Below are 26885 nucleotides of genomic sequence, written 5' to 3'. Positions count from 1 at the left end.
CGGTTCGAGCGCCTTGATGCGTGCATCATAAGCGCTCACGGGCCGCAGATGAACCTCTCCCCTTAGCGGTCAATCACACTTCTTGAGATTTATGTGCCATTCGGAGCCGGAGAACACCTGCTTCTTCTCGGAGAAGCTGTCCATATTCAGCGCAACCGACACCTGCAGCAGGCTATTGAGATAAACCAGCGGCTGACCGTCCGGCACATCACCAAAACTGCTGACATAAGGGGCCTTGCCTTGCCAGGCCAGCTTGTCCTGATGCGTCACGCGGATGCAGAGGGTATCGCCCTTCTTCACACCGGACTTGGCCAGCAGATCGTCCCCGATGTTGGTCCAGACGTTACCGTACTGGATATCCAGGATCGGGATGGTGCCCTTGAGGGTGCCGTCTTTGTCGAGGCTGGCCTTCTGATAGGGAATCTCGACGACCTTGTTTGGTAGCAGCGGACCCACCTGCTCGAAGCTGATAGCACCGGAGGCCAGACGGGCGCCGGTGTAGGCGTAGACATCACGACCGTGGAAGGTATAAGACTTCTCGGAACCCTTGAGACGGTTCACCTTCTCGTCAATCTGGCGCACGGCTTCGATACCGAAGTGCTCGGCCACCAGCGTCAGGGTGCCGTTATCCGGCGACACCACATAGTGGCCGCTCTTGGTCTTGAGCACTACCGACTTGCGGTCAGTACCGACGCCCGGATCAACCACGCTGACGAACACCGTGCCCTTCGGCCAGTATTGCAGGGTCTGATAGAGACGATAGGAGGCTTCCCAGATGTTGTAAGCCGGAATTTCATGGGTCAAGTCATACAGCGGCAGGGTACGGTCTACACCGAACGCAACCCCCTTCATGGCCGAGACGGCGCCATCCTTGAGACCAAAGTCGGTTTGCAGCACCAGGGCTTCGTTGGCCGAGGCGAGCGTGCTGCCCAGCAGCAGGGTCAGCGCCACGGTGCGCGCCAAAATACGTGGGGTCATGTCAGCTCCTTGTTATTGACTCGTTTTTCATTATGGATTTCCAGACATCTAGAATGCCAAAACCAAAATAAAACTCAAGGGTCCATTGTGGGGTAGGCAAGGGCAAGTGTATGACGTATTAGTAAAAGAGTGCCGTTACGGAGTTCACGCCATGCCCACATTGATTCACCTGCAAATTGGCCCCGAGCAGTGCGACGTGACCCTGCCGGGTCAACCGCCACGCCAGATCAGCTTGCCGCTCGGCTCAACCTCACTGCCTCTGCGCCGCACACCGCCCACCCCTTATGAGTTGGAGCTGGCTATCGCCGAGATAGAAGACGTGCTGATGTATGAAAATCCGCCCCTACCGCACGGCGCTTCGTTGCATCTGACCAGCCAACAACCGCTGGCCGCCATTCTTGGCGCCCACGCACTGCAACGGGCCGACATCGAACGGGCCTTTGGCCAACTGGCAGCTCAACTGGAAGGGGACCCGCTGGCGGCCGGCCACTTTCCACTGGAGCCTGCCTTTGTGGCCGAACTGCTGATTTTGCGCGAGTGGATGCACCACCTCGACGCCCCTGAAGTCACCCTGCAACAGGTATGAAAAAACCCGCCGAATGGCGGGTTTGCTTTAACCGGGCAACGATCAGACCAGCGCTGCCAGTGCGGCCGCGTAATCCGGCTCCTGCGCCACTTCCGGCACCAGTTCGCTGTGCAGCACGTGGTCTTGCTCATCGAGCACCACGATGGCACGGGCGGTCAAGCCAACCAGCGGGCCGGAGGAGATGGCGACACCGTAATCCTGCATGAAATTACCGCTACGCAGGGTGGAAAGAGTCACCACCTTGTCCAGCCCTTCGGCGCCGCAGAAACGAGCCTGGGCAAACGGCAGATCCGCAGAGATGCACAGCACCACTGTATTGGCGAGCGCGCTGGCTTCGCCGTTAAACTTGCGTACCGACGCAGCGCACACCGGGGTGTCCACACTCGGGAAGATGTTCAGCACTTTGCGCTGACCGGCAAAGCTGGCCAGGGTCACGTCGGCCAGATCCTTGCCAACCAGGCTAAACGGACGAGCTTGCTCGCCCTTGACCGGGAATTCGCCAGCAACCGAGACCGGGTTGCCTTGCAGTGTGATGGTTTTGCTCATGTTCAATCCTTGTGGATTTGTTGTTGTGTACGTCGGCCAGTATAGGCCGTGCGCTGGCTGGATAACACCTGCAAACGGCAGGGATAACTCCACCAATGGTTAGCCGTAGCAAAAAGATCGCAAAAGAAACCCGAGAATAGATGCAATTATGGAATATCTCAGCCGAAAACTATTCTGAAATAACGGCTCACCCGCCACATAATAATGACAAAACTATCATCGAAATAACTTTTACCCTTGGATATAAAATCACAGGATTGTTTTACGACGTTTAATGAGAATATCCATAAGTGGATTCATTTTCTTCATGGAATAAAACTGCGAGTTAGATATCACTCTGATTCCTTTGTGATATATTCATTTGACAACCACTCATTAACAATAAAAAATAGTGCCCTTTCGTAAAAGGGATGTAAGTCGCCATGATGGAACTGGTGTTGCCGGGCTACCCTCTCGGTGGGGTCAGTTGGCTGCTCCTGTGCGGCGCTCTGCTAATATTTGCGCTGGCCTTTTACGCCGCGCGTCAACGTCACTATCCCGTAGCATATTGGCTCTCTTGGTTGATGCTCAGTATGGGCATTTATACCGGTGCCTATGCCTTTGAATTGGCCTGTGCCACACCACGGGAAGCGGATGCCTGGATCAGCATCGAATATATCGGCGCCTCCTTTATTCCCGCCTTTGCCATTTTGATGGCACTTAGCTATCGACAGCATGGCCGCCCTTCTGACGGCATGGTGCTCGCTTTGCTCGCCCCATCGTTTATTACCCTGGCCGTGGCACTGAGCAACAGCTATCACCACCTGAATCTGCGTGTCGACGATGTGTTACGGGTCGGTTCGCTCTCCATCAGCCAGCTCACCCTGGGTCCCTGGTACTACCTATACATGGCTTACCTCAATGTGGCCGCCATTGTGACCTTCTCTATCTACATTCATTGCTGGCGGATGGCGCATCCACAACACCGGCGCCAGGTTTTGCTGATCATCGCTGGCCTGCTGGCACCTTGGGTTCCTTATCTGTTCTTTCTGTTTGGTGCGACCCCCTACCAGCTGGACTTGAGTCCAGCTGGTTTTATGGTGTCGGCCCTGCTCTATTTCTTCGGACTCTTCCACCACCGCGTCACCACGCTGGCGCCGATCGCCCGGGATCTGGTGTTTAACCAGATCTCCGAAGCGGTTCTGGTGGTGGATAACAGCCTGCGCATCGTCGATTTCAACCGTACGGCAGATGAGCTGTTCGAGACCCTCGACACCCACTCCCTCGGCCAACCCTTATTGGTCGAACTGCCGCAACTGGAAGCTGCGTTGCAGCAAGAGAAGCAGCCCGGCCAGTTGTGGCTGGCGGACCGCCACTACGAGCTCAAGCTGCAACCGCTGTGCAACCACAGCGAGCATCCGCTCGGTTACTCACTGCTGCTGCGCGATATCACCCGCCGTCATCAACTGATAGAGACCCTGCGCCAACACGCCGAATATGACAGCCTGACTGGCCTATTGAACCGCCGCATGATCCTGCACCATCTGGATGAGGCCATAAACCTGGCAAACCGGCGGAAAAACCCCTTCTCACTGCTGCTGTTTGATCTGGATTATTTCAAGCAGATCAACGACAACCAGGGCCATCAGGCGGGTGATCAGCTGCTTATCAAGCTCTCGCGTCTGCTGCAAGAGCACAGCCGCGAGCAGGACCAAGTCGGCCGCTACGGTGGGGATGAGTTTATCGTGCTGCTGCCGGGCTGCCTGAGCGACGAAGCCCGGCTTATCGCCGAGCGGATCAATCAACTCTGCCAGCAGCATCTGGACATTAGCCTCAGCATGGGGCTGGCCACGTTGCGACCGGGGGAAGAGAGCAGCGCCTTGCTGCAACGGGCCGATGTCGGCCTCTATCAGGCCAAACTGGCTGGGCGTGCCCAGGTGGCGACAGCCAGCTAAAAAAACCTGAGTCTGATCTGCTGCTACGGATCTTTTTGTCATCACACCAAGGCATTGCAGAGCACATTAACTCATGGGCGGATAATAAAAGCGTTTTCCTTTTCGCAGCGACAAGAGGAAAGTAGGCTGCGACGACCCGGTCGTCACCTCGTCCCGTTATTCTTGCTATCTCTGTGAGGATGCCATGTTTGTGGTCTCATTGACCTATCAGTGCGAGCTGCACGAAATCGATGCCCATCTGCCCGGCCATATCGACTTTCTGGAACGCTGCTACAGCGCCGGCCTGTTTCTCGCCTCCGGCCGTAAGGTCCCGCGCACTGGTGGCATCATACTGGCCCACCACATGACCCGTGCCGAACTGGAGCAGTTGCTGACCCAGGACCCGTTCCACCAGCACAACCTCGCCAGCTACGATATCACCGAATTTGTGCCGACCAAGACCTGCGAGCAGTTTGATTTTCTGCGCCAAAGCTAGGTAACGAAACGGCCCATACCGACAAACACTGACGCGAATTAAACCTGCCAGCACTGAACCAGCTTTAGATAACTTGTTGTTATTTAATGCTTAGACAATAAAACGCCAACACTTGTCGCAAAGCACGGGCAGGCTCGATTGACTGTGCCGGCATAAGGCTTTTTGATGGCGGCAGATAGGGCGTTCCTTCGGACTGCCCGTGTATTCTCCCTGTCGTTGGAAGGTTTTACCGTGAAAAAGCACATGATCGCCCTGGCTGCTGCCGCTCTGCTCTCTACCATCACCGCCGCCCCGGCATTTGCTATCAACCACGCCCACAGCAAGACGCTGGCAGCCAGCAGCTGCACCCAGGTTGATGAAGCTCAAGGCCTCTGCACTATCGGCAAGAGCAGCAAGAAAGTCGTCAAGAGCGCCAAGCCCAAGGTTCACTACCTGACCAAGTCCGGCAAGCGTCTGCCGCGTTGTGAAGACGTAGGCGGCTCCCAAGCCGACAACGGCTCCTCCTGCTGGTACTGATATCCCAGTTCATACTCTGTCTCGCTTTTTTACGACCCGCCCCGGCGGGTCGTTTTTTTATTGCCGCCACCCACACCTGCACAGCCTGTACAGCCCTCCCCTTTGCGACTCACTTCTTCGGGTAGGATTGGTCGCCCACTGGCCACCACAATGTCAGCGCCACACCAAGGCTATTAACTAAAACCATTGTAAATTCAGGGATTTTCTTTGGTTTGCTACTTCGTGATCCCCTCGACATTCTGGAAAGAAATCACCCCGTTACGCCCGTTAACCTGAGAATCCGATTGAAGCTCGCAACCGGTTGTTATAAAGATAAAAATGCAAATAACTAACATATGCAACAAACCACTAACGGACGTGACTTATGGACAAGCTCGGGAAACACCTTGGCTGGGTGTTGCTGGCACTGCTCGGTGCCTTCGCCCTCGGCTATATTGCTCTCAATCGCGGTGAACAGATCAATGCCCTCTGGATCGTAGTGGCGGCGGTGTGTGTCTATCTCATCGCCTATCGCTACTACGGCCTCTATATCGCCCACAAGGTACTGGGCGTCGATGCCACCCGCATGACCCCGGCGGTGCGCTACAACGACGGTCTGGACTATGTGCCGACTGACAAGAAGGTCCTGTTCGGCCACCACTTCGCCGCCATCGCCGGCGCCGGTCCTCTGGTTGGCCCTGTTCTGGCAGCCCAGATGGGCTACCTGCCCGGTATGCTCTGGCTGCTGGCTGGGGTGGTGCTGGCCGGTGCAGTGCAGGACTTTATGGTGCTGTTTGTCTCGACTCGCCGTGATGGCCGCTCCCTCGGCGAGCTGGTCAAGGCAGAGATGGGCCCTGTCGCCGGCGTGATTGCGCTGGTTGCCACCTTTATGATCATGGTGATCATCCTGGCAGTGCTGGCGATGATTGTGGTCAAAGCGCTGACCCACAGCCCTTGGGGAACCTATACCGTCGCCTTTACCATCCCGCTGGCCCTGTTTATGGGGATCTACACCCGTTATATCCGCCCCGGTCGCATCGGCGAGGTGTCGGTAATTGGCCTGATCTTGCTGGTGTTTGCCATCGTCTCTGGCGGCTGGGTGGCAGCGAGCCCTACCTGGGCCCCCTATTTTGACTTTGACGGGGTACAACTGACCTGGATGCTGGTCGGTTATGGTTTTGTCGCCTCGGTGCTGCCCGTCTGGTTGTTGTTGGCGCCGCGCGACTATCTGTCGACTTTCCTGAAAATCGGCACCATCGTCGGGCTGGCCATCGGGATTCTGATCACCCAGCCAACCCTGCAGATGCCGTCACTGACCAAGTTCATCGATGGCACCGGCCCGGTGTGGGCGGGCGATCTGTTCCCCTTCCTCTTTATCACCATCGCCTGTGGCGCCGTGTCGGGCTTCCATGCGCTGATCTCCTCCGGCACCACACCCAAGATGCTGGCTAATGAAAATCAGGCCTGCTTTATCGGTTACGGCGGCATGCTGATGGAGTCCTTCGTCGCCATCATGGCGCTGGTCGCCGCCTGCGTGATCGATCCGGGCGTCTACTTTGCCATGAACAGCCCGATGGCAGTGCTGGCGCCGGCCGGAACGGCGGATGTGGTGGCGTCGGCTGCCACCGTGGTCAGTAGCTGGGGTTTTCAGATCACTCCCGATACCCTGACTCGCATCGCCTCGGAAGTCGGTGAACAGACCATCATCGCCCGTGCCGGCGGCGCTCCGACCCTGGCAGTCGGGATGGCGTACATTCTGCACGACGCCCTCGGTGGCCTGATGAATGTCGCCTTCTGGTATCACTTCGCCATCCTGTTCGAGGCGCTGTTTATCCTTACCGCCGTGGATGCCGGAACCCGCGCCGCCCGCTTTATGCTGCAGGATCTGCTGGGGGTGATCTCCCCATCCCTCAAGCGTACCGAGTCGCTGCCGGCCAACCTGCTTGCCACCGGTCTGTGTGTACTGGCCTGGGGTTACTTCCTGCACCAGGGCGTGGTCGATCCGCTCGGCGGTATCAACACCCTGTGGCCGCTGTTTGGTATCGCCAACCAGATGCTGGCCGGCATGGCACTGATGCTGTGCGCCGTGGTGCTGTTCAAGATGAAGCGTCATGCCTATGCCTGGGTGGCGCTGCTGCCGACCAGCTGGTTGCTGATCTGCACCATGACCGCCGGTTGGCAGAAGGTGTTTAGCGACAACCCGAAACTCGGGTTCCTGGCGATTGCCAACAAGTTCCAGACCATGCTAGACAGTGGCACTGTTCCGCCGCAGTACACCGAGTCGCAACTGGCACAGCTGGTATTTAACAACCGTCTGGATGCCGGGCTGACCCTGTTCTTTATGGTGGTGGTCGTGGTGCTGGCCCTCTTCTCGCTGAAGACTGCGCTCAAGGCATTGCAAAGTGGCGAGTCCACCGCCAGAGAGACCCCGTATCAAGCGATGCCGGGTGATGTGGCCCAGACCCGCTCTCATTGATCGTTGCCAGGGCCCCGGCGTGCCGGGGCCCTGTACGGAGGACCCATGTTCGATGCCCTGGCCAAGGCCGGCAAATATCTGGGACAGGCCGCCAAGCTGATGGTCGGCGTCCCCGACTATGACAACTATGTGCAGCACATGCGTCTGACCCACCCGGAGCAGACCCCCATGAGCTACGAAGAGTTTTTTCGCGAACGTCAGGATGCCCGCTACGGTGGCAAGAATGGCGGACGCTGCTGCTAGACAGGAACAGCCATGACTCAGGCGATTGCGGTCACCCTGCTGACCGGTTTTCTCGGCGCCGGCAAAACCACGCTGCTCAACCATTTCCTACGCCACCATCAAGGCCTGCCGGTGGCCATCCTTGAGAATGAATTTGGCGCGGCCAACATTGATGGTGCCCTGCTCGAAGGCGGCGCAGGTGTCAGTGTGGTCGAGCTTAGCAACGGCTGCGTCTGCTGCAGCGTGCGCGGCGAATTTGCCGCAGCCCTCGGCGATCTGCTGGCTCGCCGTGAACGCGGTGAAATCGCCTTCGAGCAGCTCATTGTCGAAACCACCGGTCTGGCCGATCCCGGCCCCATTATTCAGACCTTCTTTATCGAAGAGACGCTACGCGATGCGCTGCGCCTCGATGCTGTCATCACGCTGGCCGATTGCCAGCACATCGCCCGTCAACTCGACGAGCATCCGGTCGCGGCAGCCCAGCTCGGATTTGCCGATCGCATCTTGCTGAGTAAATGTGACCAGGTTGATGAGGCCACTCGCGAGGCCGCTATCGCCCGCATTCACCGCATCAACCAGAAAGCGGAGATCCTCGATGTGCAGCAAGGTGTCTGCCCACCAGCGCTGTGGCTTGGCCTGGATGCCTTTACCTTAAATGACGAGTTGGCCCTCAATCGCGGGGTGCGCCTGGTGCGCGCCAGCGGCAATGTTTTTGCGCCGTTGTCGGGACAGGCCCGCTCCTGGCACGACGCCATTCAGGCTCATCTGCTGGAAGGGGGAGAGCTGGATCTCAAGCGTATCGGCGCCTTTATGGAGCAGTGCATCGACCAGCATGGCAACGACATGCTGCGCTACAAAGGGGTGCTGGCCATCGCCGGTGAACCGCGCCGGCTGATCGTGCAAGGGGTACATAAGGTGGTGGGCTTTGACTACGGCTCGCCCTGGGGCGAGACGCCGCCGAGCTCACGGCTGGTGATCATCGGCCGTTATCTGCCGCTTGAGCGCCTGCACGCCGGCTTCGCTGCCAGTGAGGTAAGCTAGCCCAGCGGTGTCCCTTGGCTGTCATCGGGTTGTGCTAGAGGTGGGGTATCTGGTGGTCTTTTACTGCCTCTCGCTGACCCTTCGCACTATACCGGTCGGGATCGCTTACGCCGTCTGATCCGGAGTCGACATCGTGCTGGTGATGAACCTCTTCTCAACCTCGGTGGCGCAGTCACTTCCGCCCACCAAGCAAACAGCCCCGGCATGCGGGGCTGTCTGTTCAAGGCGTTTAGCATTAACCGAGCATACGCACCCGATAACTGCGGCCCTTGATCTTGCCATCGCTCAGGCGCTTGAGCGCGGCCTTGGCCTGGCCGCGGCGCACCGCCACGTACGAAAACTGATCCTGCACCTGGATCTTACCCACCTGATCGCCAGCCAGGCCGGTTTCACCAGTCAAGGCACCGAGGATATCACCCGGACGCAGCTTGTCTTTACGACCACCGCCGATGGAGAGAGTGGCAAACTCGGGCGCCACTGGACGGATCTCGCTGCCAAGGGTCGAGAGATCCGCCTGCGGCAGGGCACTGCCCAGATACTCTTCAATCAGGGTGACGCGCTGCGCCTCATTGGGCTGATAGAGCGACAGCGCCAACCCTTGCTGACCGGCGCGGCCGGTGCGGCCGATACGGTGCACATGCACCTCGGGGTCATAGGTCAGCTCGTAGTTGATGACGGCGCCCAGCTCCTTGATATCGAGCCCGCGCGCCGCCACGTCGGTGGCCACCAGAATGGCGGCACTACCGTTGGCAAAGCGCACCAGCACCTGATCGCGCTCACGCTGCTCCAGATCGCCGTTGAGCGCCAACGCCGAGAAGCCGCGACCAGCCAGATAGTCGGTCACTTCGCCGCAGGCGCGCTTGGTGTTGCAGAACACCACGCAAGAGGCCGGTTGATAGTGACTGAGCAGCCGCGCCAGCGCGTCGAGTCGCGTCCCGGGCGCCACTTCAAACAGCTGCTGGGCGATGGCATTTTCCTGATGAATCGCCTCAACGCTCACCTCGACCGGATTGCGCTGCACACCGCGGCTCATGTTGGCGATCCCTTCCGGGTAGGTCGCCGAGAACAGCAGGGTTTGGCGATCACGCGGGGCAAAGCGGATAACCTTGTGAATGTCTTCGCCAAAGCCCATATCGAGCATGCGATCCGCCTCGTCGAGCACCAGCGTGGTGAGCGACTCAAGGCGCAGCGTCCCCTGCTCGAGGTGCTTGAGCACCCGGCCCGGCGTGCCCACGGCGATGTGGGCACCAAAGCTCAGCGATGCCGATTGCGGCGCGGTCGGCACCCCGCCGCACAGGGTCACCAGCTTGACGTTCGGCAGGTTGCGCGCCAGTCGGCGGATTTCGGTGGCGACCTGATCGGCCAGCTCACGGGTCGGGCAGAGCACCAGCGCCTGCACCGACAGATTGCTCACGTCCAGCGCCGCCAGCAGACCCAGACCAAAGGCGGCGGTTTTGCCGCTACCGGTCTTGGCCTTGGCGATAAGATCCTTGCCCGCCAGCACCAGCGGCAGGCTCTGGGCCTGAATCGGCGTCATCTCCTTGTAGCCGAGGCTATCGAGGTTGTCTTGCAGGGCGGCAGGCAACCCCAGTTGGGAAAAGTCGGTGTGATTCACGGTTGGATCTCGCTGAGCCAAAAACAAGGGGCCGGAGCATAGCAGAAGTGGCGCGAAAACGCGCAGTTTTCGTGGCGATCAGCCGATGTTTTCCAGCGGCAGTGAGCAGAGAACATCGAGCGAGATCGGGCGATCTCGCTCGATAATCAGGACGTTAGCGACTACCGGTGCGACTGCCGCTCCACAATAGCTCGCCACTTTGCAGATCCATCAGGCTCATGGAGAGCGTGTAACGGCTCCCCTTGGGCGCCAGATCCCCATACAGCATATAGCCTGCGCCGGTCTGACGGCCGAGGCGCACCAGCGAGGCCGGGTTCATGCCTGCCTGCTGATACTCGAGCTGGCCGGTAATGGCAGCCACCTGGGCCGGATCGACAAAGCGAAATGCACTGTGCGACTGGATGCGCTTGCTCATGGCTGCGGCCATGGCGCGGGTATCGACCGGCTCTGCAGTGCCATTTTGTGGCGGGGTAAGCAACAGCACCGGCTGGCCACTTTGCGCTGCCGCCTTCACCGCCGGAGCCTGCACAAAGGCATCGGCCATGGCCAGCGCCAACGCAGTCGGCGCCACCGGCTTGGGCACCGGCGCCCCGGTTTCGGGCTTGCTGACCGGCGCCGTGGTCGCCTTGCCGGGCTTGCCCGCCGGCGCTGGCGAGCTCTCATAAGGAATAATGCTACAACCGCCCAGCAGCAGGGCGCTTAACATCAGCAGGGAACGCATTTTCATTGTCTTTTCTCCCCAATATCACCGTGGTCCCGGAGCCTGTTCTCCGTAACACTCTGATGCTAGAGACAAAGCCGCCACCGCGCGATGCAGCGCCCACCGCCATACGACAGGGATTGGCCCAGCGAGATGATGCGCCGAGCCTTGTTATCGCGCCCATTCCGGTGCGCCACGTAGCCCCCCTTCTGCCCGCCGCATATCGGGGTTACAGTCTGGCTATCAGGCGGCCCAGCGCCGCCCAGTCCGCTATCAGAGAGAGCCTATGCTTGCCGCCGCCCCCATCGAGATTGTTGCCGCCACACTAGAAGATGCCGCCGAGATCGCCCGCCTGTCGCTGGAGTTGGGTTATGCCACCGATATCGAGCGCACCCGCGCCAATTTGAGTGGGCTGTTAGCCTCAACGCGCTATCGGGTGGTGGTTGCCCGTAGCCAACCGTCTGGCCCGTTACTGGGCTGGCTGGTTGCCGAGCGCCGTCTGTGGCTGGAATCGGATGCAGGCATCGAGATCACCGGCTTGGTCGTCTCCCACTCCGCCCGCCGCCTCGGAGTCGGCCGTGCACTGGTCGCGGCCGCCGAACGCTGGGCCACCCAGCTTGGCCTTCCCGCCATTCGGGTTCGCTCCAATATCACCCGCAGCGAATCACACCCGTTTTATCAAGGTATTGGCTTTATCCACACCAAGACCCAGCACTGCTATGAAAAACCGCTAACGCCGATACAGGGATTGGCAACGGATGATGCAAACGAACAATAACGGCCAATAGTCCACTATGGGGTTGTCAGTACCGTAGGGTGCAATGAACAACGTGAATTGCACCGCTATCTTCACCCCAAACGGTGCAATGCGCTTCGCTTATTGCACCCTACGTAATACCCGGCTCGTCGGAGGCAATGAGATTTCCCCATGATGGAGGGTAATGACCAGAAGCAACCCGTTACCGTAGGGTGCAATGAACAACGTGAATTGCACCTCTATCTTCACCCCAAACGGTGCAATGCGCTTCGCTTATTGCACCCTACGTAATACCCGACTCGTCGGAGGCAATGAGATTTCCCCATGATGGAGGGTAATGACCAGAAGCAACCCGGTACCGTAGGGCGCAATGAACAACGTGAATTGCACCGCTATCTTCACCCCAAACGGTGCAATGCGCTTCGCTTATTGCACCCTACGTAATACCCGGCTCGTTGGGGGCAATGATATTTCCCCACGATGGAGGGTAATGACCAGAAGCAACCCGGTACCGTAGGGCGCAATGAACAACGTGAATTGCACCGCTATCTTCACCCCAAACGGTGCAATGCGCTTCGCTTATTGCACCCTACGTAATACCCGGCTCGTTGGGGGCAATGATATTTCCCCACGATGGAGGGTAATGACCAGAAGCAACCCGGTACCGTAGGGCGCAATGAACAACGTGAATTGCACCGCTATCTTCACCCCAAACGGTGCAATGCGCTTCGCTTATTGCACCCTACGTAATACCCGGCTCGTCGGAGGCAATGAGATTTCCCCATGATGGAGGGTAATGACCAGAAGCGACCCAGCGGTGAAATGTCGAGTAAGGCCAATCACCCGGGGCTGTCACCAAACCATGTTTGACGGGATTGCGGTGGATGTAATCGAGGTGGCGAACGAAATCTTCCTGATCGCGGATCAGATGCTCCCAATAACGTCGCTGCCAAATTCCTCGCTCGCCTCGCTTCCAGCGAGATTCACTGCGAGCTTCTTCATTAGCAATGGCTCTGGAAAATTGACTCTTAATTTGACGCCAGCGTAACGGGAAATCTGTATCTCCTTCCGGTAACTCCAGTAAAGCGTGGAGATGGTCGGGCAAGACGACCCAACCATGAATCCGAAATGGATGATGGGCCTTGACCTCACGGACAACTGACCTTAGCAAATCAATCTGTTCAACCAGCAGATGGCTGTTATGTCTATCAGCCAACACCACCGTAAAAAACCAAGTGCCTCCCGGTTGCCACATTCGCACATAGTTTGCCATCCGGTGCCAATCTCCTCGCTGCCATGCAGATAAATGTGGCTCATATGGCAGGATCACGTAGGGTGCAATGAACATCGTGAATTGCACCACTCAAAAGAGAGGTGCAATACGCTGCGCTTATTGCACCCTACGTTGCATCATTTACCTCCCGAGGAACGGCTCCCAATCTTTAAAAACCGGCTGCAACCCGGCTTGCCGCACGGCGGCGGCGACCACATCAACGCGGCGGTCGTCGTGGATGGCGAACTGCTCCAGCTCATCGCTATCCCCCTCGGCATAGCCGCCGGGTTGGGTGCGCGACTCGGCGGAGAGTTGGGTGATGCCAAGACGCATTGCGCCATTGCGAAAGGCCGGCGACTCGCGGGTCGAGAGCGACAAATCCAGCGTAGGCGAGAAGAGGCGCCAGGCGCAGATCAGCTGGGCCAGCTGGCGATCCGACATGATGACGCTAGGCTCCAGCCCGCCGGTGCAGGGGCGCAGGCGCGGGAAGGAGAGCGAGTAGCGGCTCTGCCAGTGGTGGCGCTCTAACCAACTGAGATGCTCGGCAACAAAGTAGCTGTCGGCGCGCCAATCCCTTGATAGACCAATCAGCGCCCCCAGCCCAATCTTGTCGATCCCGGCGCGGCCGAGCCGGTCCGGCGTGGCAAGGCGCCATGCCATGTCCTGCTTGTTACCGCGCAGATGGTGACGGGCATAGGTGGGGGCGTGATAGGTCTCCTGATAGACCATCACCGAGTCGAGCCCCAAGGTTTTTAGCTCGGTGTATTCATCTTGCGAGAGCGGCTGCACCTCCATTCCCACCGAACTGAAATGACGGCGGATCAGCGGCATCACGCGGCGAAAGTAGTCGATCCCCACCTTGGTTTCATGCTCGCCGGTCACCAGCAGCACGCTGTTAAAACCGCGCGCCTTGATGGCAAGACACTCGCGCTCAATCTCCTCTAGATTCAATGTCTTGCGCTTTAAGCGGTTGCTCATGGAAAAGCCGCAGTAGGTGCAATCGTTGCTGCAGAGGTTCGACAGATAGAGCGGCACATAAAAGCCGATAGTGTTACCAAAGCGCTGGCGGGTCAGCCGTTCGGCGGCAGCGGCCATGTCGCTTAGAAACGGCTCGGCGGCAGGCGAAATCAGCGCCATAAAATCCTGCAAGGTGCGCTGGCCGCTGGCGAGCGCCCGCGCCACATCCCGCGCGCTGCAGGCGCGGATCTGCATCCCCACATCATCCCAATCGAGCTGGCGCCAGCGGGAAACAAAACTCGCTTCGCGCTGCGGGTCGGCATGTTTCATAGGGCCTCCAGAAACGCGGTGAGCGGGCTGGACGCTTGCGCCTGCAGGGCGCGGGCACCGAGCCCGGCGTCAAAGGCGCTGCGACCGGCCGAGCAGGCCAGCGCAAAGGCGCGGGCCATCGCCACCGGATCACCGCTCACGGCGATGGCGGTATTAACCAGCACGGCATCGGCACCGAGCTCCAGAGCGGCCGCCGCATGACTCGGCGCGCCGATGCCAGCATCCACCACCACAGGTACATTGGCCTGCTCGACGATGATGGAAAGAAAATCGCGGGTCACCAGCCCCTGATTCGAACCAATGGGGGCACCAAGCGGCATCACGGCGGCGCAGCCCACCTCTTCAAGTCGCTTGCACAGCACCGGATCGGCGCCGCAGTAGGGCAGCACCACAAAGCCCTCTTGCACCAGTTGCTCGGCGGCTTTGAGCGTTTCGATGGGATCGGGCAGCAGGTATTTGGGATCGGGGTGGATCTCGAGCTTCAGCCAGTTCGTTCCGAGCGCTTCACGCGCCAGCCGCGCGGCAAACAGCGCCTCGGCGGCGGTTTTGGCGCCCGAGGTATTGGGCAGCAGCTTGACCCCGAGCGTCAAAAGCGGGCTCAGGATATCGTCGTGCGCCTTGCCCGGTTCAAGCCGCTTGATGGCCAGGGTCACCAGCTGGGAGCCGCTCGCCTCAATGGCGGAAGCCATCAGCTCGGCACTGGCAAACTTGCCGGTGCCGGTAAACAAGCGCGAGGAGAAGGTGTGATCGGCAATGGTCAGCATGTCAGCCTCCGGCAATCGCAGTAAAAAGATGCAGTTCATCCCCATCGTTGAGCAGGGTGTCAGCCCAGCGACTGCGCGCCAGCACCACGCCGTTGAGCGCCACCGCCACCCCTTGCTCCCTGACCCCTTGCGCAGCGAGCAGACTCGCCACGCTCTGCCCGGCGGGCAAGGCTATCTCCATGTCGTTAAAGCGAATTCTCATGATCGCGTCCTGTGTTGGCTGCCACACACCGGGCAGTCTGGATTGGCGGGTAGCGTGAAGTGTTGCCATTGCTGGGCCAGCGCATCGAAGCGGCGCACGGTACCGGCCACCGGGCTGGGTTTGCCGAGCAGCAGGCGAACGGCCTCCAGCGCCTGCAAAGAGCCCATTACTCCCACCAGCGGGCCGATAATGCCGCTGCTCGCACAGCTCTCGGCGCTGCGAGTATCCGGCGGGTAGAGGCAGGCATAACAAGCCTGACCGGCGCGCTCGCGCACCATCAGCTGCCCCTGCCAACCTGCGGCTGCGGCCGAGATCCAGGGTTTGTGCTGCGCCACGCAGGCGGCGTTGATCGCCTGGCGGGTTTCCAGGTTGTCACAGCAGTCGATGACCAGATCCACCTCGGCCACAAACTCCGGCAAGCTGGCGGCATCGAGTCGCTGATTGATGGCAATCAGCTCCACCAGCGGGTTGTGGGCGGCTAACCGCTCGCGGGCCAGCTCCGCCTTGGAGCGGTTGATCGCCTCGCTATCAAACAGGATCTGGCGCGGCAGGTTGCTCGAATCGACCGTGTCACCATCGGCCAGCCACAAGGTGCCGACCCCGGCTCCAGCCAGATAGAGGGCGAGCGGCGAGCCGAGCCCGCCGAGGCCGACGATCAGCACCGAGGCATTGCCCAGTCGCGCCTGTCCCGCCTCCCCTACCTCGGCCAGCATCAGCTGGCGCCCGTATCGCAAATATTCAGCATCAGAGAGCATGCTCTGCCTCCCTCATGGCAGTGGCCGAGTGTGGCTCATCCCCCGCCCCCACGGCAGCGAGCAGCCGCTCGGTCGCCCCCTGCCAATCTCGGCTGCCAGTAATGGCCGAGACCAGCGCGATGCTGCCCACCCCGCTCGCCTTGACCGCTGCCACCCGCGCTTCGCTGATGCCGCCAATCGCCACCGTCGGCCAGTCCGCCATCAGGGCGCGGTAGCGGTGCAGCCGCACCAGCCCCTGCGGGCGGGAAGGCATCGCCTTGGTGTTGGTTGGGAAGATATGGCCGAGCGCGATGTAAGAGGGGTTAAGTTCACACGCCCGCATCAGCTCAACATAGCCGTGGGTGGAGATCCCAAGGCGCAAGCCCGCCGCCTCAATGGCAGCGAGATCGGCGCTCTGCATATCCTCCTGCCCCAGATGCACGCCATAGGCGCCCGCTTCAATCGCCTGCTGCCAGTAGTCATTGATAAAAAGGCGCGCCCCGAAGCGACGCCCCAACGCCACCGCCTCGGCAATCACCGGCGCCACGTCAGCATCAGGCAGGTTTTTAATGCGCAGCTGAATGGTCTTGACCCCCAGCCCCAGCAGACGGCGCAGCCATGTGACCGAATCGACCACCGGATAGAGGCCGAGGTTGTGTTCGGTGGCGGCAAAAGGGCCCTCTGGCAGGCGGGTGGCACTCGCTTTATAAAGCCCAAAACGGCGATCGAGCGTTGAACCCGCCAACACAACGCGGGGAAAGTGGGCAAGACTGGCAGGCCAGCCTAGATGGGCGATGGGGCCGGGGCCCGCCCCCACCCCTTGCGCCGCCGCCAGCCCTTGCTGCAAATAGGCGCGAGCGAGCGTGATGGCGTCTTCCAGCGGATAATCCTGCGCGCACACGGCTGCAATGGCGCTGGCATAACAGCAGCCGGTGCCGTGACCGTGGCGGGTATCAAGGCGCGGCGCCGCCAGCCAGAATTCGCGCTGCGCGTCTTGGTAGTAATCGAGGCAGAGATCGCCGCTCCAGCCCAGATGGCCGCCCTTGACCAGCACGGCGCGAGCGCCGAGTTCGCGCAGACGGCGGGCGGCGAGGCGCACCAGCTCGGGGCTGCTGACCGGCAAGCCGGTCAGGGCTTCCAACTCGGGGCCGTTGGGTGTAATCAGGGAAAGACGCGCTAGCAAGTGCTCACGCACCGCACTCAGCATGGCAGGCTCTGCCATGGGGGTGCCACTGCTGGCGATGGCCACCGGGTCATAGATCACCCAAGGGGCGGCGATGGTATCGAGCCGGCGGGCCAGCACCTCCACATGCAGCCGGGTCGGCAGCAGGCCGATCTTGATGGCGGCAGGTGGCAAATCCACCGCAAGGGCATCGAGCTGGGCGGTGAAGGTCTGCATCAAGACCGGGTCAACCATCTGCACCGCTACCGAGTTTTGCGCCGTGATGGCCGAGATGACCGAGCAGCCGTGTACGCCAAGATCGTGCAATGTGTGCAAGTCGGCCTGAATGCCCGCTCCGCCGCCGGAGTCGGAGCCGGCAATGGTCCAGACAATGGGTGGGGTCTGCTCGCTCATGACTGCGCCTCGTGGCTAACACTGACCTGATGATAGAGCTCGCCACCCTTCTCGCGGAACGTGTCGGCCATTTGCGCCATCCCGGCCTCGGCCAGCATCTGCTCCTGTCGGCCATCCATACCGACCAGCGTGATCTCTACGGCTTCCAGTTCGGCGGTGTAGGCGCGCACATCCTGCGTGATCTTCATGGAGCAGAACTTGGGGCCGCACATGGAGCAAAAATGGGCCACCTTGCCCGACTCTTGCGGCAGGGTCTCGTCGTGGTAGGCACGGGCGGTGTCGGGATCCAGCGCCAGATTGAACTGATCTTCCCAGCGGAACTCGAAGCGCGCCTTGGACATGGCGTTGTCGCGGATCTGGGCGCCCGGATGCCCTTTGGCCAAGTCGGCGGCGTGGGCGGCAATCTTGTAGGTAATCAGCCCCTGTTTCACATCCTCCTTGTTGGGCAGGCCCAGATGTTCCTTGGGGGTGACGTAGCAGAGCATGGCGCAGCCGTACCAGCCGATCAGCGCCGCACCGATGCCGGAGGTGAAGTGATCGTACCCCGGCGCAATATCGGTAGTGAGCGGGCCGAGGGTGTAGAAGGGCGCCTCGTGGCAGTGCTCCAGCTGCTCGGTCATGTTGCGCTCAATCATGTGCATCGGCACATGGCCAGGCCCCTCGATCATCACCTGCACGTCGTACTCCCAGGCGATCTTGGTGAGCTCACCCAGGGTGCGCAGCTCGGCGAATTGCGCCTCGTCGTTGGCGTCATAAATCGAGCCCGGGCGCAGACCGTCGCCGAGCGACAGGGCTACGTCATAGGCGGCGCAGATCTCGCAAATTTCACGAAAATGCTGGTAGAGGAAGTTCTCTTTGTGATGCGACAGGCACCACTTGGCCATGATGCTGCCGCCGCGCGACACGATACCGGTGAGGCGCTTGGCCGTCATCGGCACAAAGCGCAGCAAGACGCCGGCGTGGATGGTGAAATAATCCACCCCTTGCTCGGCTTGTTCGAGCAGCGTGTCGCGAAACAGCGCCCAGGTCAGATCCTCGGCGATACCGCCCGTCTTCTCCAGCGCCTGATAGATGGGCACGGTGCCGATGGGCACCGGGCTATTGCGCAAAATCCACTCGCGGGTCTCGTGGATATAGCGGCCGGTGGAGAGATCCATGACGGTGTCGGCGCCCCAGCGGGTGGACCAGACCAGCTTTTCCACCTCCTCTTCAATGCTGGAGGTGACCGCCGAGTTGCCGATGTTGGCGTTGATCTTCACCAGAAAATTGCGGCCGATGATCATCGGCTCCGCTTCCGGATGGTTGATATTGCTGGGGATGATGGCGCGGCCGGCGGCCACCTCATCGCGCACAAATTCGGGGGTGATGTTCTGGGGCAGACGGGCACCAAAATCGCGGCCCGGATGCTGGGTACGCAACAGTTCAGAGCGCACCCGCTCGCGGCCCATGTTCTCGCGCAGGGCGATAAATTCCATCTCGGGGGTAATGATGCCAGCGCGGGCGTAGTGCAGCTGGGTGACCCGCCGCCCCGGCTTGGCGCGGCGCGGCTTCGGCAGATGCTCGAAGCGCAGGTGATCGAGCCCCTCGTCGGCCAGCCGCTCCTGAGTGAAGGTGGAGCTGAGCCCCGGCAGTTCGTCGGTGTCACCCCGCTCCAATACCCAGTTTTCCCGCAGACGTGGCAGGCCACGGCGCACGTCGATGGCGACCCCCTCCTCGCCGTAACGACCCGAGGTGTCGTAGATCGGCACCGGCTCGTTGGGCTCGAACTGGGGAGCGTCCTTGCTGCCACCGACCAAGGTGTCGGCCAGCTGAATTTCACGCAGCGGAACCCGGATATCGGGGCGTGAACCTTCGATAAAGATGCGGCGCGAGTTGGGGTGCGCCATCCCCTTGAGGCTATCGATAAAGTGCTGGGCAGCGGCGCGCTGTTCGCGGCGGCTCGGAGCCGGGTTGGACTGTGCTGGCGTAGACATAGCAAAACTCTCATTAACTGATTGAAGTTATGGGTGTTTGCTTGTCTGGAGTTCGAGGAGAAGATGAACCTGTGGGCAGGATGTGCTAGCGGGAGAGATCCACTCGCAGCGACTGCGCTAGCTGGATCTCTCCCGTGCGCCCCGGCCGAAGGTGGCACTTCGGCGGTGTGGGAAGTTATCTCTTCCCTGGCGCGGCAACCCACTGGTTACCCTTGTTCCCTTCGCAGGTATTAACCTGATCAGGTTCCACGGATCCCGAATAAACGGTCTCAGCCTCGCGTCGTTCGACGGTCGGCACTCCGACAAGATGGGCACCAGTATATGCCAGTCGCGGCGTCGCACAAGCGGGAAACTCCCGCTCACTGATCGGACCGGTCAACGTCATCATCCTCGGGATTGGGGATCAGCACGGCGATCGCCTCCCCCTGCAGGTTGCGCCGCAGCACCACTTCCCGCCCCGGCTGCAGGTCGGCCACCGAGCCGTTGACCCAGCGCACCGACGCTGCCAGCGGCACAGTGCCAAGCTGGCGTAGCCACAGCTTGCCGGATTCGAGCCGCACCAGTTGATCCTGCCCGCGCTGCCAGTCGGCGGGAAGTTTAGCCCCCTGCGCCTGCAACACCTCGATGCGGGTGGCCGCCCCGTTTTTCACCCACAATGCCAACCGTTCACCGGGTTTGAGCCGCTCATGACGCGGCGCACCCTGCTGCCAGACCGGCGCATTGCCACGCACCACGCCCGCACCTTTGAAGATCAGCTCGACACCATCATCCTCTTCCAGCTCGACTAACCACAACTCGTCAGCCGCTGCCAATCCGGCCCACAACGAGAGCGCTAGCCAGCCAGCGGTTTGCAACCCGGATCTGCACGCCATGACCTTGGCCTCCTTGCCGTATTCAGAGAGTTTGCACGGGAGTTAAAGCATGGTCGGCCGCGATAGATTTGCCGTCCGATGCCAACTGCGTTGCAAGATCTGTCAGGTGTCGCGTCGGACGTGATCGGCTGCGCGATTTCCCACCGCGCCCTGTGCCATGCTCAAGCCATCCCTTGCACAAGGAGGCGCCATGGATCTCAACAGTGAACCGCTCTACGGGGCATTGGTGTCGCTGGCCATCGGCCTGATTATCGGGTTGGAGCGAGGCTGGCAGATCCGCCTGCTCGGCGATAACCAGCGCATTGCCGGGATGCGAACCTACGGCCTGATCGGTCTGCTCGGTGGCGCCTGCGGGCTGCTGCTACCAAGCCTCGGCCCGAGCATCGCGTTGCTCGGGCTGTTGGCGATTCTGGGCGGCACCGTGCTCTCCATCTGGCTGGCGCAACGCTGGCAGGGGGAGTTTGGACTCACCAGCTCGGTGGCCATGGTGCTCACCTATCTGCTGGGACTGATGGCGGTGCTGCTCGGCCCGACCGAGGCGGTGGCCTGCGCCGTGCTGGCGGCGCTGCTGATGGGGCTCAAGGGCGAGATCCAGAAAGGGATGCTGTTTCTGAGCGAAGCGGAGTTTCACGCCACCTTACGATTTTTGCTGATCACGCTGGTGCTGCTGCCGGTGCTGCCCAACCACGAGATGGGGCCGCTTAACGCCTTCAATCCCTTCAAGATCTGGCTGATGGTGGTGGTGATCGCCGGGATTTCGTTTTGCGGCCACTTTGCCATTCGTCTGATTGGCACCCGCAACGGGCTGGTGCTGACCAGCATTCTGGCCGGCTTTGCCTCCTCCACTGCGCTGACCTTGCAGTTTGCCCGTCTCAACCGCGAACTGGCCGGGCTGGAGCGGTTGCTGGCGACCGGCATTCTGCTCGCCTGCGCCACCATGTGGCTGCGGGTGGGCGCACTGGCGCTGGTGATTGCGCCGCCACTGGCGCGCATCTTGATGTGGCCACTGCTGGTGCTGGCAGCGGTCATCTATGGCTTTGCCTTCTGGTTCTGGTATCGCCGCGAGACGGCGCCCGAGCCGGTGCAGCCGCAAACCCGCAACCCGCTCGATATGGTCACCGCCATCAAGTTCGGCCTGTTGCTGGCACTGATCGGTTTTCTGGCCACCCAATTGCAGCAGACGGTGGGGAACTCAGGGGTTTATCTGCTGGCCGCCGCATCGGGGATTGCCGACGTGGACGCCATCACCCTGTCGCTCTCGCACCTGGCCAATCAGGATCTGGCGCTGACGGTCGCCTCTCAGGCCATTTTGCTGGCCGGGGTGGTCAATTCGCTGGTCAAGGGGATGCTGGCGCTGGTGATTGGTGGGCGCGGTCTCGGCTGGCGGGTACTGCTGCCGCTGTCGCTCTCGGCCCTGTTGGCGTTGCCACTGCTGTAGCCCAATGACACCGGCCTGTTTCATAATGGCCCCACGCAACAGGGGGAACGCAGATGGCAAGTGAATGGGACCGCATTCTGGCAGGCGGCATGTTGGGGCAAAGTGACGAAGTGGCGCAAGATCGCATCCGTGGTCAGGCGCTGCTGCGCCAGCTCAACAGCATTCCAGCCGGTGACGAGGCACAGCGGCAGGCACTGTGTCGTGAGCTGTTTGGCCACTGTCCCGACTCCTGCTGGATCAGCACGCCATTTACCTGCGAGTTTGGTCGCAATATCCATATCGGCGAGAAGACCTTCTTCAACTTCAATGTCACCATTCTCGATGTGAACGAGGTGCATATCGGCAGCCATGTACTGCTGGCGCCCAACGTTCAGATCTACACCGCCACTCATTCGCTGGATTACCGCAGTCGCCGGCGTTGGGAGTCCTTTGGCAAACCAGTGCATATCGGTGATGACTGCTGGATTGGCGGCGGGGTGATTATCTGCCCCGGTGTCAGCATCGGCCCACGCTCGGTGATCGGTGCCGGCGCCGTGGTGACCCGCGATATTCCCGCCGACTCTCTGGCAGTGGGCAATCCGGCCCGGGTGATCCGTCAACTGACCGCACAAGACCCGCGTGATGAGCGGCTATTCCAGGTCGAATAATCTGCAAAGCGAGACAGTCATGGATATCTGGAGTGCCCTGGTGGCGATCGTGCTCATCAGCCTGCTGTTTAACTATCTGAACCGACGGCTGCGGCAGCAGGGATTGCAGCGCAAACAACGGGAACATCTGGCACAGCAACAGGCCGAGATCGATACACTGAAACGGCGGGTCGAGGCGCTGGAAAAACAGCAGGGAAAATGCGGCGAACAAACGTTGTCATCCTGACCTGGCACGGCTAAAAACCGTTTGTCCGGCCTCTTTTGCGACACTTTTGAGCTTCGTCATAAAAAATAAATAATCACCGACCCATTATTATCATCTATCTATAACCTTATGATTGTTAACACTATTGCCAAATTACAATCAAAAGCAACAGCATAAAATCTTGCTTAGTGGTTCAAAAGCAACAGCTTTCTCCATTATTTGCTGGTTTTTCAAACCGTTACCGAAAACGTTTTTCTATCATGATATCCTTGGAGGCGCTGCGCTTCTCCCTTAAAGTTAACGCGCAAACATGTCGCCTGCCCAGGCAGGCTGCGGCTCTCATAACAATCAAGGATACGATCGTGACTAAAGTACTTAAGCTGGCCACAGTGGCCGCCTTCACTCTCGCTGCCCTGTCCGCTCAGGCTGCAACCGAGCCTGCCGTCATCTATGACACCGCTGGCAAGTTTGACAAATCCTTCAACGAAGCCGTGTTCCGTAATGGCGTTGAGCTCTACAACAAGGACAAGGGCGTCAAGGTCAAGGAATTCGAACCGCAGAACGAAGCTCAACGTGAGCAGGGTCTGCGCCGTCTGGCCAGCCGTGGCAACAGCCCGATCGTAGCTGTTGGCTTCAACATGCAATCTGCGGTTGAAAAGGTCGCCACCGAGTTCCCGAAGGTTCAATTCACCATCATCGACTCTGTCATCGACAAGCCGAACGTACAGTCCGTCGTGTTCAAGGAACATGAAGGCTCCTTCCTGGTTGGTGCCCTGGCTGCCATGGCTTCCAAGACCGGCAAGGTCGGCTTCATCGGCGGCATGGACATCCCGCTGATCCGCAAGTTCCAGTGCGGTTTCGAGCAAGGTGCCAAGTACGTCAATCCGAAGATGGACGTATTCCAGAACATGACCGGTTCTACCCCGGCTGCCTTTGCTGACCCGGCCAAGGGTGCCGAGCTTGCCAAGTCCCAGTTCGCCAAGGGCGCTGACGTGGTATACGCCGCTGCTGGCGGTACCGGTATCGGTGTTTACCAAGCCGCTAAGGACGAAGGCAAACTGGCCATCGGCGTAGACTCCAACCAAAACCACCTGCAACCGGGCACCATGCTGACCTCCATGGTCAAGGCTGTGGGTCTGGCTGCTTACCAAACCTGGGATGACGCATCCAAGGGCACCTGGAAAGCCGGCGTGAAGAGCATGGGTCTGGCTGAAGGCGGCGTGGACTGGGCACTGGATGACAACAACAAGTCGCTGGTGACTGCCGACATGAAGACCAAGATGGACACCATCAAGGCCGATCTCATTGCCGGCAAGATCAAGGTTCACGACTACATGGCTGACAACAGCTGCAAGTACTGATCCGCAAAGACCGGCCGGCTCCTTGCGGGGCCGGCCTAACTTTTTCTTCATGACCAGCAAGGATTTGCATCATGGACCAAACAGATCGTTATGCCATCGAATTGAGTGGTATCGATAAGCGGTTCGGCGAAGTGCACGCCAACAAGCATATCGACCTGCAGGTTCGCCGGGGCTCGATCCACGGCATAGTGGGTGAGAACGGGGCTGGCAAATCCACCCTGATGAGCATCATTTATGGTTTCTACCACGCCGACAACGGTGAGATGCGGGTCTTTGGCCAGCCGTTCCGTCCGCACGGCTCCCAGGATGCCATCAAGTCCGGTATCGGTATGGTGCACCAGCACTTCATGTTGGTGAACAACTTCACCGTGCTCGAGAACGTCATTCTCGGGGCGGAAAATGGCTGGCACCTTGGCAAAAGCCAGGCCGAAGCCGAAAAGATTCTTGCCCAACTGGCGCGTGATTATGGCCTTGATGTGCCGCTGCACGAGAAGGTCGAAGATCTGCCGGTGGGGCTGCAGCAACGGGTCGAGATCCTCAAGGCGCTCTACCGTGGTGCCCGTATTCTGATCCTGGATGAGCCGACCGGCGTGCTCACACCGCAGGAAGCTGACCACCTGTTCGAGGTGCTCAAGAAGCTGCGTGACCAGGGCACCACCATTATTCTGATCACCCACAAGCTGCGTGAAATTCTGGCCATCACCGATCAGGTCTCCATCATGCGTCGCGGCGAAATGGTGCACCACGTACCGACCTGCGACACCGACAAGGAGCAACTGGCCGAACTGATGGTGGGCCGCAAGGTTCGCCTCAAGGTTGATAAGCAACCGGCCAACCCCGGAACTCCCCTGCTGCATGTGCAGGATCTGAGTTATGTCGATGCAACCGGTGTCGAGCGGGTCAAATCGGTCAGCTTCTCGGTGCGAGCCGGTGAAGTGGTCGGTATTGCCGGCGTCTCCGGCAACGGCCAATCCGAACTGCTTAGCTTGCTTGGCGGCATCCTCAAACCGAGCAAGGGTGGTTTCTCCATCGCCGGTCACGAGGTTAATGCCCAGCACAGCGCCGACCCACGCCAAGTGCGCGCCATGGGGCTTGGCCATGTGCCGGAAGACCGTCACAAAATGGGCCTTATCAACCGGTTTGAAGCCCAGGAAGCATTTATCCTCGGTTATCACCACCTGCCGGCCTACAACAAGGGGCTGCTGCAGGACAAAACCGCCATCCTAAGCGACTGCCAGGAGAAAATGGAGAAGTGGGACGTGCGCCCGCCCATCCCGACGCTGAAGACCGCCAACTTCTCCGGTGGTAACCAGCAAAAGCTGGTCATCGCCCGTGAAGTGGAGCAGGACCCGGAAGTATTGCTGGTCGGTCAGCCGACCCGTGGTGTCGATATCGGCGCTATCGAATACATCCACCAGCAGATCATCGCCATGCGCGATCAGGGTAAGGCTGTCCTGCTGGTCTCGGTGGAACTGGACGAAATCATGAGCCTCTCCGATCGCATCCTGGTGATGGCGGACGGCCGCGTAGTCGGCGAGCTCGATGCAGCCCGCGCCGACGAGAAGACCCTTGGCCTGATGATGGCCAACATTGTTCCTGATGACATTGCCCAGGAGGCACATTCATGAGCCAAGCGCGCGTCCCGGCCTGGATTTCGGTCGGTCTCATGCCGGCCCTGAACATTCTGATGGCCTTCCTGGTGTCGGCCATCCTGTTCGCCTATCTCGATATCAGCCCACTCGAAGCGGCCCAGACCATGTGGGCTGGCGCCTTTGAATCGGGTGAAGGCCTTGGCTTTACCCTCTACTACGCCACCGGCTTTATCTTTACCGGTCTGGCCGTTGCGGTCGCCTTCCACGCTGGTCTGTTCAATATCGGTGGTGAAGGTCAGGCCTATATCGGCGGTCTGGGTGTCGGTCTGGTCTGTCTGCTGCTGGGTGACGTATTGCCGTTCGCCCTGCTGTTGCCACTTGCCATCATTGTCGGCGGTCTGTTTGGTGCAGCCTGGGCCTTTATCCCGGCCTGGCTGCAAGCCAAGCGCGGTAGCCACATCGTTATCACCACCATCATGTTTAACTTCATCGCCTCGGCGCTGATGGCCTACCTGCTGGTGAACGTGTTCAAGCCGGCCGGCACCATGGCGACTGAAAGCCGGGTGTTTGCCGAAGCGAGCTGGCTGCCCAAGCTGAGCGATATCGGTGCCATGATGGGTATGACCATCCCGACCAGCCCGCTCAACATCAGCTTTATCTGGGCGTTGATCTGCGCCGTACTGGTCTGGCTGTTTATCTGGCACACCCGCTGGGGCTACGAGCTGCGCTCGGTAGGCGCCAGCCAAAGTGCGTCGGCCTATGCCGGTATCAGCTATCCCAAGGTGGTCATGGTCACCATGCTCATCTCCGGTATGCTGGCGGGCTTCTTTGCCCTCAACGTACTGCAGGGCGAGCTGCACCAAATCAAGCTCAACTTCGTGGAAGGCTTTGGCTTTACCGGTATCGCGGTGGCACTGATGGGGCGTAACCATCCGGTCGGCGTGATTCTGGCCAGCCTGCTGTTTGGCTTCCTCTATCAGGGCGGCGCCGAGCTGAGCTTCGAGTACGGAATCGACCGTAACATCGTGGTGGTGCTGCAAGGTCTGGTGATCCTGTTCTGCGGCGCGTTGGAGCACATGCTGCGTCCGCGTGTCGAGCAGTTCTACCTCTCTCTGGCCGCGAAAAAGGGGGCCTAA

26 protein-coding genes, 1 pseudogene and 1 riboswitch are annotated in these 26885 nt (G+C 60.0%); of the genes and pseudogenes, 15 read left to right on the top strand and 12 right to left on the bottom strand.

Going from position 1 to position 26885, the window contains the following annotated elements; genetic code table 11:
• Positions 1–69: 69 nt before the first annotated feature.
• Positions 70–978, bottom strand: coding sequence for an SAM hydrolase/SAM-dependent halogenase family protein (locus BW958_RS11690; protein ID WP_076575912.1), 909 nt, complete (start codon positions 976–978; stop codon positions 70–72).
• Positions 979–1129: 151 nt separating this feature from the next.
• Here BW958_RS11690 and BW958_RS11685 point away from each other — a divergent pair, with 151 nt between their 5' ends.
• The gene (locus BW958_RS11685) at positions 1130–1564 is read left to right on the top strand and encodes a hypothetical protein (RefSeq protein WP_076575911.1); all 435 of its coding nucleotides are present in this window, start codon (positions 1130–1132) and stop codon (positions 1562–1564) included.
• A gap of 42 nt (positions 1565–1606) precedes the next feature.
• On the opposite strand, the gene tpx is transcribed toward BW958_RS11685, so the two are convergent.
• Positions 1607–2110 carry a thiol peroxidase gene (tpx, locus tag BW958_RS11680; protein WP_076575910.1) on the bottom strand — a complete coding sequence of 168 codons (504 nt, stop codon included), beginning with the start codon at positions 2108–2110 and terminating at the stop codon, positions 1607–1609.
• A 422-nt stretch (positions 2111–2532) separates the two neighbouring features.
• Between tpx and BW958_RS11675 the strand changes: the two genes are divergently transcribed.
• The 7 genes and pseudogenes from BW958_RS11675 to BW958_RS11645 form a co-directional block, all read left to right on the top strand.
• Positions 2533–4044, top strand: coding sequence for a histidine kinase N-terminal 7TM domain-containing diguanylate cyclase (locus BW958_RS11675; protein WP_076575909.1), 1512 nt, complete (start codon positions 2533–2535; stop codon positions 4042–4044).
• A 184-nt stretch (positions 4045–4228) separates the two neighbouring features.
• Positions 4229–4519, top strand: coding sequence for a YciI family protein (locus tag BW958_RS11670; protein WP_076575908.1), 291 nt, complete (start codon positions 4229–4231; stop codon positions 4517–4519).
• Positions 4520–4750: 231 nt separating this feature from the next.
• Complete coding sequence (locus BW958_RS11665) at positions 4751–5035, top strand: hypothetical protein (RefSeq protein WP_076575907.1); 285 nt, start codon at positions 4751–4753, stop codon at positions 5033–5035.
• A 364-nt stretch (positions 5036–5399) separates the two neighbouring features.
• On the top strand, positions 5400–7490 hold the full coding sequence (cstA, locus tag BW958_RS11660; protein ID WP_076575906.1) for a pyruvate/proton symporter CstA: 2091 nt from the start codon (positions 5400–5402) through the stop codon (positions 7488–7490).
• Between the two features lie 45 nt (positions 7491–7535).
• Entirely contained in the window at positions 7536–7733 is a 198-nt protein-coding gene (locus tag BW958_RS11655) for a YbdD/YjiX family protein (RefSeq protein WP_076575905.1), read from the top strand.
• A gap of 12 nt (positions 7734–7745) precedes the next feature.
• Entirely contained in the window at positions 7746–8753 is a 1008-nt protein-coding gene (locus tag BW958_RS11650) for a CobW family GTP-binding protein (protein WP_076575904.1), read from the top strand.
• A gap of 7 nt (positions 8754–8760) precedes the next feature.
• Positions 8761–8868, top strand: a pseudogene (locus tag BW958_RS11645) (SMR family transporter); the annotation flags it as partial.
• Between the two features lie 120 nt (positions 8869–8988).
• Here the strand turns inward: BW958_RS11645 and dbpA are convergent.
• On the bottom strand, positions 8989–10368 hold the full coding sequence (dbpA, locus tag BW958_RS11640) for an ATP-dependent RNA helicase DbpA (protein WP_076575903.1): 1380 nt from the start codon (positions 10366–10368) through the stop codon (positions 8989–8991).
• A 154-nt stretch (positions 10369–10522) separates the two neighbouring features.
• Positions 10523–11095: a penicillin-binding protein activator LpoB gene (locus BW958_RS11635; RefSeq protein ID WP_076575902.1), complete on the bottom strand. Its 573-nt coding sequence runs from the start codon at positions 11093–11095 to the stop codon at positions 10523–10525.
• A 259-nt stretch (positions 11096–11354) separates the two neighbouring features.
• Between BW958_RS11635 and BW958_RS11630 the strand changes: the two genes are divergently transcribed.
• Positions 11355–11846 carry a GNAT family N-acetyltransferase gene (locus BW958_RS11630; RefSeq protein WP_083687317.1) on the top strand — a complete coding sequence of 164 codons (492 nt, stop codon included), beginning with the start codon at positions 11355–11357 and terminating at the stop codon, positions 11844–11846.
• Positions 11847–12567: 721 nt separating this feature from the next.
• Here BW958_RS11630 and BW958_RS11625 read toward each other — a convergent pair.
• From BW958_RS11625 to BW958_RS11590, 8 genes are all read right to left on the bottom strand, one after another.
• Positions 12568–13098, bottom strand: a complete 531-nt coding sequence (locus BW958_RS11625; RefSeq protein ID WP_076575901.1) for an REP-associated tyrosine transposase — start codon at positions 13096–13098, stop codon at positions 12568–12570.
• 141 nt (positions 13099–13239) lie between these two features.
• Complete coding sequence (gene thiH / locus BW958_RS11620) at positions 13240–14385, bottom strand: 2-iminoacetate synthase ThiH (RefSeq protein ID WP_076575900.1); 1146 nt, start codon at positions 14383–14385, stop codon at positions 13240–13242.
• Positions 14382–15149 carry a thiazole synthase gene (locus BW958_RS11615; protein WP_076575899.1) on the bottom strand — a complete coding sequence of 256 codons (768 nt, stop codon included), beginning with the start codon at positions 15147–15149 and terminating at the stop codon, positions 14382–14384. Before BW958_RS11615 ends, thiH begins: the two co-directional genes overlap by 4 nt.
• Before the next feature lies 1 nt (position 15150).
• Positions 15151–15351 (bottom strand): sulfur carrier protein ThiS, encoded by a 201-nt coding sequence (gene thiS / locus BW958_RS11610; protein ID WP_076575898.1) that lies wholly within the window; start codon positions 15349–15351, stop codon positions 15151–15153.
• A complete protein-coding gene (locus BW958_RS11605) occupies positions 15348–16106 on the bottom strand; it encodes a HesA/MoeB/ThiF family protein (RefSeq protein WP_076575897.1) in 759 nt (252 codons plus the stop codon). Before BW958_RS11605 ends, thiS begins: the two co-directional genes overlap by 4 nt.
• A complete protein-coding gene (thiE, locus tag BW958_RS11600; protein WP_076575896.1) occupies positions 16096–17661 on the bottom strand; it encodes a thiamine phosphate synthase in 1566 nt (521 codons plus the stop codon). The genes BW958_RS11605 and thiE overlap by 11 nt, the downstream gene beginning before the upstream one ends.
• Entirely contained in the window at positions 17658–19634 is a 1977-nt protein-coding gene (gene thiC / locus BW958_RS11595) for a phosphomethylpyrimidine synthase ThiC (RefSeq protein ID WP_076575895.1), read from the bottom strand. Before thiC ends, thiE begins: the two co-directional genes overlap by 4 nt.
• A 199-nt stretch (positions 19635–19833) precedes the next feature.
• Positions 19834–19946, bottom strand: a riboswitch (TPP riboswitch).
• A gap of 47 nt (positions 19947–19993) precedes the next feature.
• The gene (locus tag BW958_RS11590; protein WP_076575894.1) at positions 19994–20506 is read right to left on the bottom strand and encodes a hypothetical protein; all 513 of its coding nucleotides are present in this window, start codon (positions 20504–20506) and stop codon (positions 19994–19996) included.
• Positions 20507–20696: 190 nt separating this feature from the next.
• On the opposite strand from BW958_RS11590, the gene BW958_RS11585 reads away from it, so the two are divergent.
• The 6 genes from BW958_RS11585 (at position 20697) to BW958_RS11560 (ending at position 26885) form a co-directional block, all read left to right on the top strand.
• The gene (locus BW958_RS11585; protein ID WP_076575893.1) at positions 20697–21944 is read left to right on the top strand and encodes an MgtC/SapB family protein; all 1248 of its coding nucleotides are present in this window, start codon (positions 20697–20699) and stop codon (positions 21942–21944) included.
• Between the two features lie 53 nt (positions 21945–21997).
• Positions 21998–22591, top strand: a complete 594-nt coding sequence (locus BW958_RS11580; RefSeq protein WP_076575892.1) for a sugar O-acetyltransferase — start codon at positions 21998–22000, stop codon at positions 22589–22591.
• A gap of 19 nt (positions 22592–22610) precedes the next feature.
• Positions 22611–22817, top strand: coding sequence for a hypothetical protein (locus BW958_RS11575; RefSeq protein ID WP_076575891.1), 207 nt, complete (start codon positions 22611–22613; stop codon positions 22815–22817).
• A 341-nt stretch (positions 22818–23158) separates the two neighbouring features.
• The gene (locus BW958_RS11570; RefSeq protein ID WP_076575890.1) at positions 23159–24157 is read left to right on the top strand and encodes a BMP family lipoprotein; all 999 of its coding nucleotides are present in this window, start codon (positions 23159–23161) and stop codon (positions 24155–24157) included.
• A gap of 71 nt (positions 24158–24228) precedes the next feature.
• Entirely contained in the window at positions 24229–25785 is a 1557-nt protein-coding gene (locus BW958_RS11565) for an ABC transporter ATP-binding protein (RefSeq protein ID WP_076575889.1), read from the top strand.
• Positions 25782–26885, top strand: coding sequence for an ABC transporter permease (locus tag BW958_RS11560; RefSeq protein WP_076575888.1), 1104 nt, complete (start codon positions 25782–25784; stop codon positions 26883–26885). Before BW958_RS11565 ends, BW958_RS11560 begins: the two co-directional genes overlap by 4 nt.

The organism is Aeromonas sp. RU39B (assembly GCF_900156095.1).
GTDB lineage: Bacteria > Pseudomonadota > Gammaproteobacteria > Enterobacterales > Aeromonadaceae > Aeromonas.
Note: the sequence above shows the minus strand (reverse complement) of the source record. Positions and strands in the feature narration are given on the sequence as shown.

Coding starts and splice junctions, on each gene's coding strand:
- BW958_RS11690 (WP_076575912.1), bottom strand. CDS start 978: ATGACCCCACGTATTTTGGCGCGCACCGTGGCGCTGACCCTGCTGCTG.
- BW958_RS11685 (WP_076575911.1), top strand. CDS start 1,130: ATGCCCACATTGATTCACCTGCAAATTGGCCCCGAGCAGTGCGACGTG.
- tpx (WP_076575910.1), bottom strand. CDS start 2,110: ATGAGCAAAACCATCACACTGCAAGGCAACCCGGTCTCGGTTGCTGGC.
- BW958_RS11675 (WP_076575909.1), top strand. CDS start 2,533: ATGATGGAACTGGTGTTGCCGGGCTACCCTCTCGGTGGGGTCAGTTGG.
- BW958_RS11670 (WP_076575908.1), top strand. CDS start 4,229: ATGTTTGTGGTCTCATTGACCTATCAGTGCGAGCTGCACGAAATCGAT.
- cstA (WP_076575906.1), top strand. CDS start 5,400: ATGGACAAGCTCGGGAAACACCTTGGCTGGGTGTTGCTGGCACTGCTC.
- BW958_RS11655 (WP_076575905.1), top strand. CDS start 7,536: ATGTTCGATGCCCTGGCCAAGGCCGGCAAATATCTGGGACAGGCCGCC.
- BW958_RS11650 (WP_076575904.1), top strand. CDS start 7,746: ATGACTCAGGCGATTGCGGTCACCCTGCTGACCGGTTTTCTCGGCGCC.
- BW958_RS11635 (WP_076575902.1), bottom strand. CDS start 11,095: ATGAAAATGCGTTCCCTGCTGATGTTAAGCGCCCTGCTGCTGGGCGGT.
- BW958_RS11630 (WP_083687317.1), top strand. CDS start 11,355: ATGCTTGCCGCCGCCCCCATCGAGATTGTTGCCGCCACACTAGAAGAT.
- BW958_RS11625 (WP_076575901.1), bottom strand. CDS start 13,098: ATGGCAAACTATGTGCGAATGTGGCAACCGGGAGGCACTTGGTTTTTT.
- thiH (WP_076575900.1), bottom strand. CDS start 14,385: ATGAAACATGCCGACCCGCAGCGCGAAGCGAGTTTTGTTTCCCGCTGG.
- BW958_RS11615 (WP_076575899.1), bottom strand. CDS start 15,149: ATGCTGACCATTGCCGATCACACCTTCTCCTCGCGCTTGTTTACCGGC.
- thiS (WP_076575898.1), bottom strand. CDS start 15,351: ATGAGAATTCGCTTTAACGACATGGAGATAGCCTTGCCCGCCGGGCAG.
- BW958_RS11605 (WP_076575897.1), bottom strand. CDS start 16,106: ATGCTCTCTGATGCTGAATATTTGCGATACGGGCGCCAGCTGATGCTG.
- thiE (WP_076575896.1), bottom strand. CDS start 17,661: ATGAGCGAGCAGACCCCACCCATTGTCTGGACCATTGCCGGCTCCGAC.
- thiC (WP_076575895.1), bottom strand. CDS start 19,634: ATGTCTACGCCAGCACAGTCCAACCCGGCTCCGAGCCGCCGCGAACAG.
- BW958_RS11590 (WP_076575894.1), bottom strand. CDS start 20,506: ATGGCGTGCAGATCCGGGTTGCAAACCGCTGGCTGGCTAGCGCTCTCG.
- BW958_RS11585 (WP_076575893.1), top strand. CDS start 20,697: ATGGATCTCAACAGTGAACCGCTCTACGGGGCATTGGTGTCGCTGGCC.
- BW958_RS11580 (WP_076575892.1), top strand. CDS start 21,998: ATGGCAAGTGAATGGGACCGCATTCTGGCAGGCGGCATGTTGGGGCAA.
- BW958_RS11575 (WP_076575891.1), top strand. CDS start 22,611: ATGGATATCTGGAGTGCCCTGGTGGCGATCGTGCTCATCAGCCTGCTG.
- BW958_RS11565 (WP_076575889.1), top strand. CDS start 24,229: ATGGACCAAACAGATCGTTATGCCATCGAATTGAGTGGTATCGATAAG.
- BW958_RS11560 (WP_076575888.1), top strand. CDS start 25,782: ATGAGCCAAGCGCGCGTCCCGGCCTGGATTTCGGTCGGTCTCATGCCG.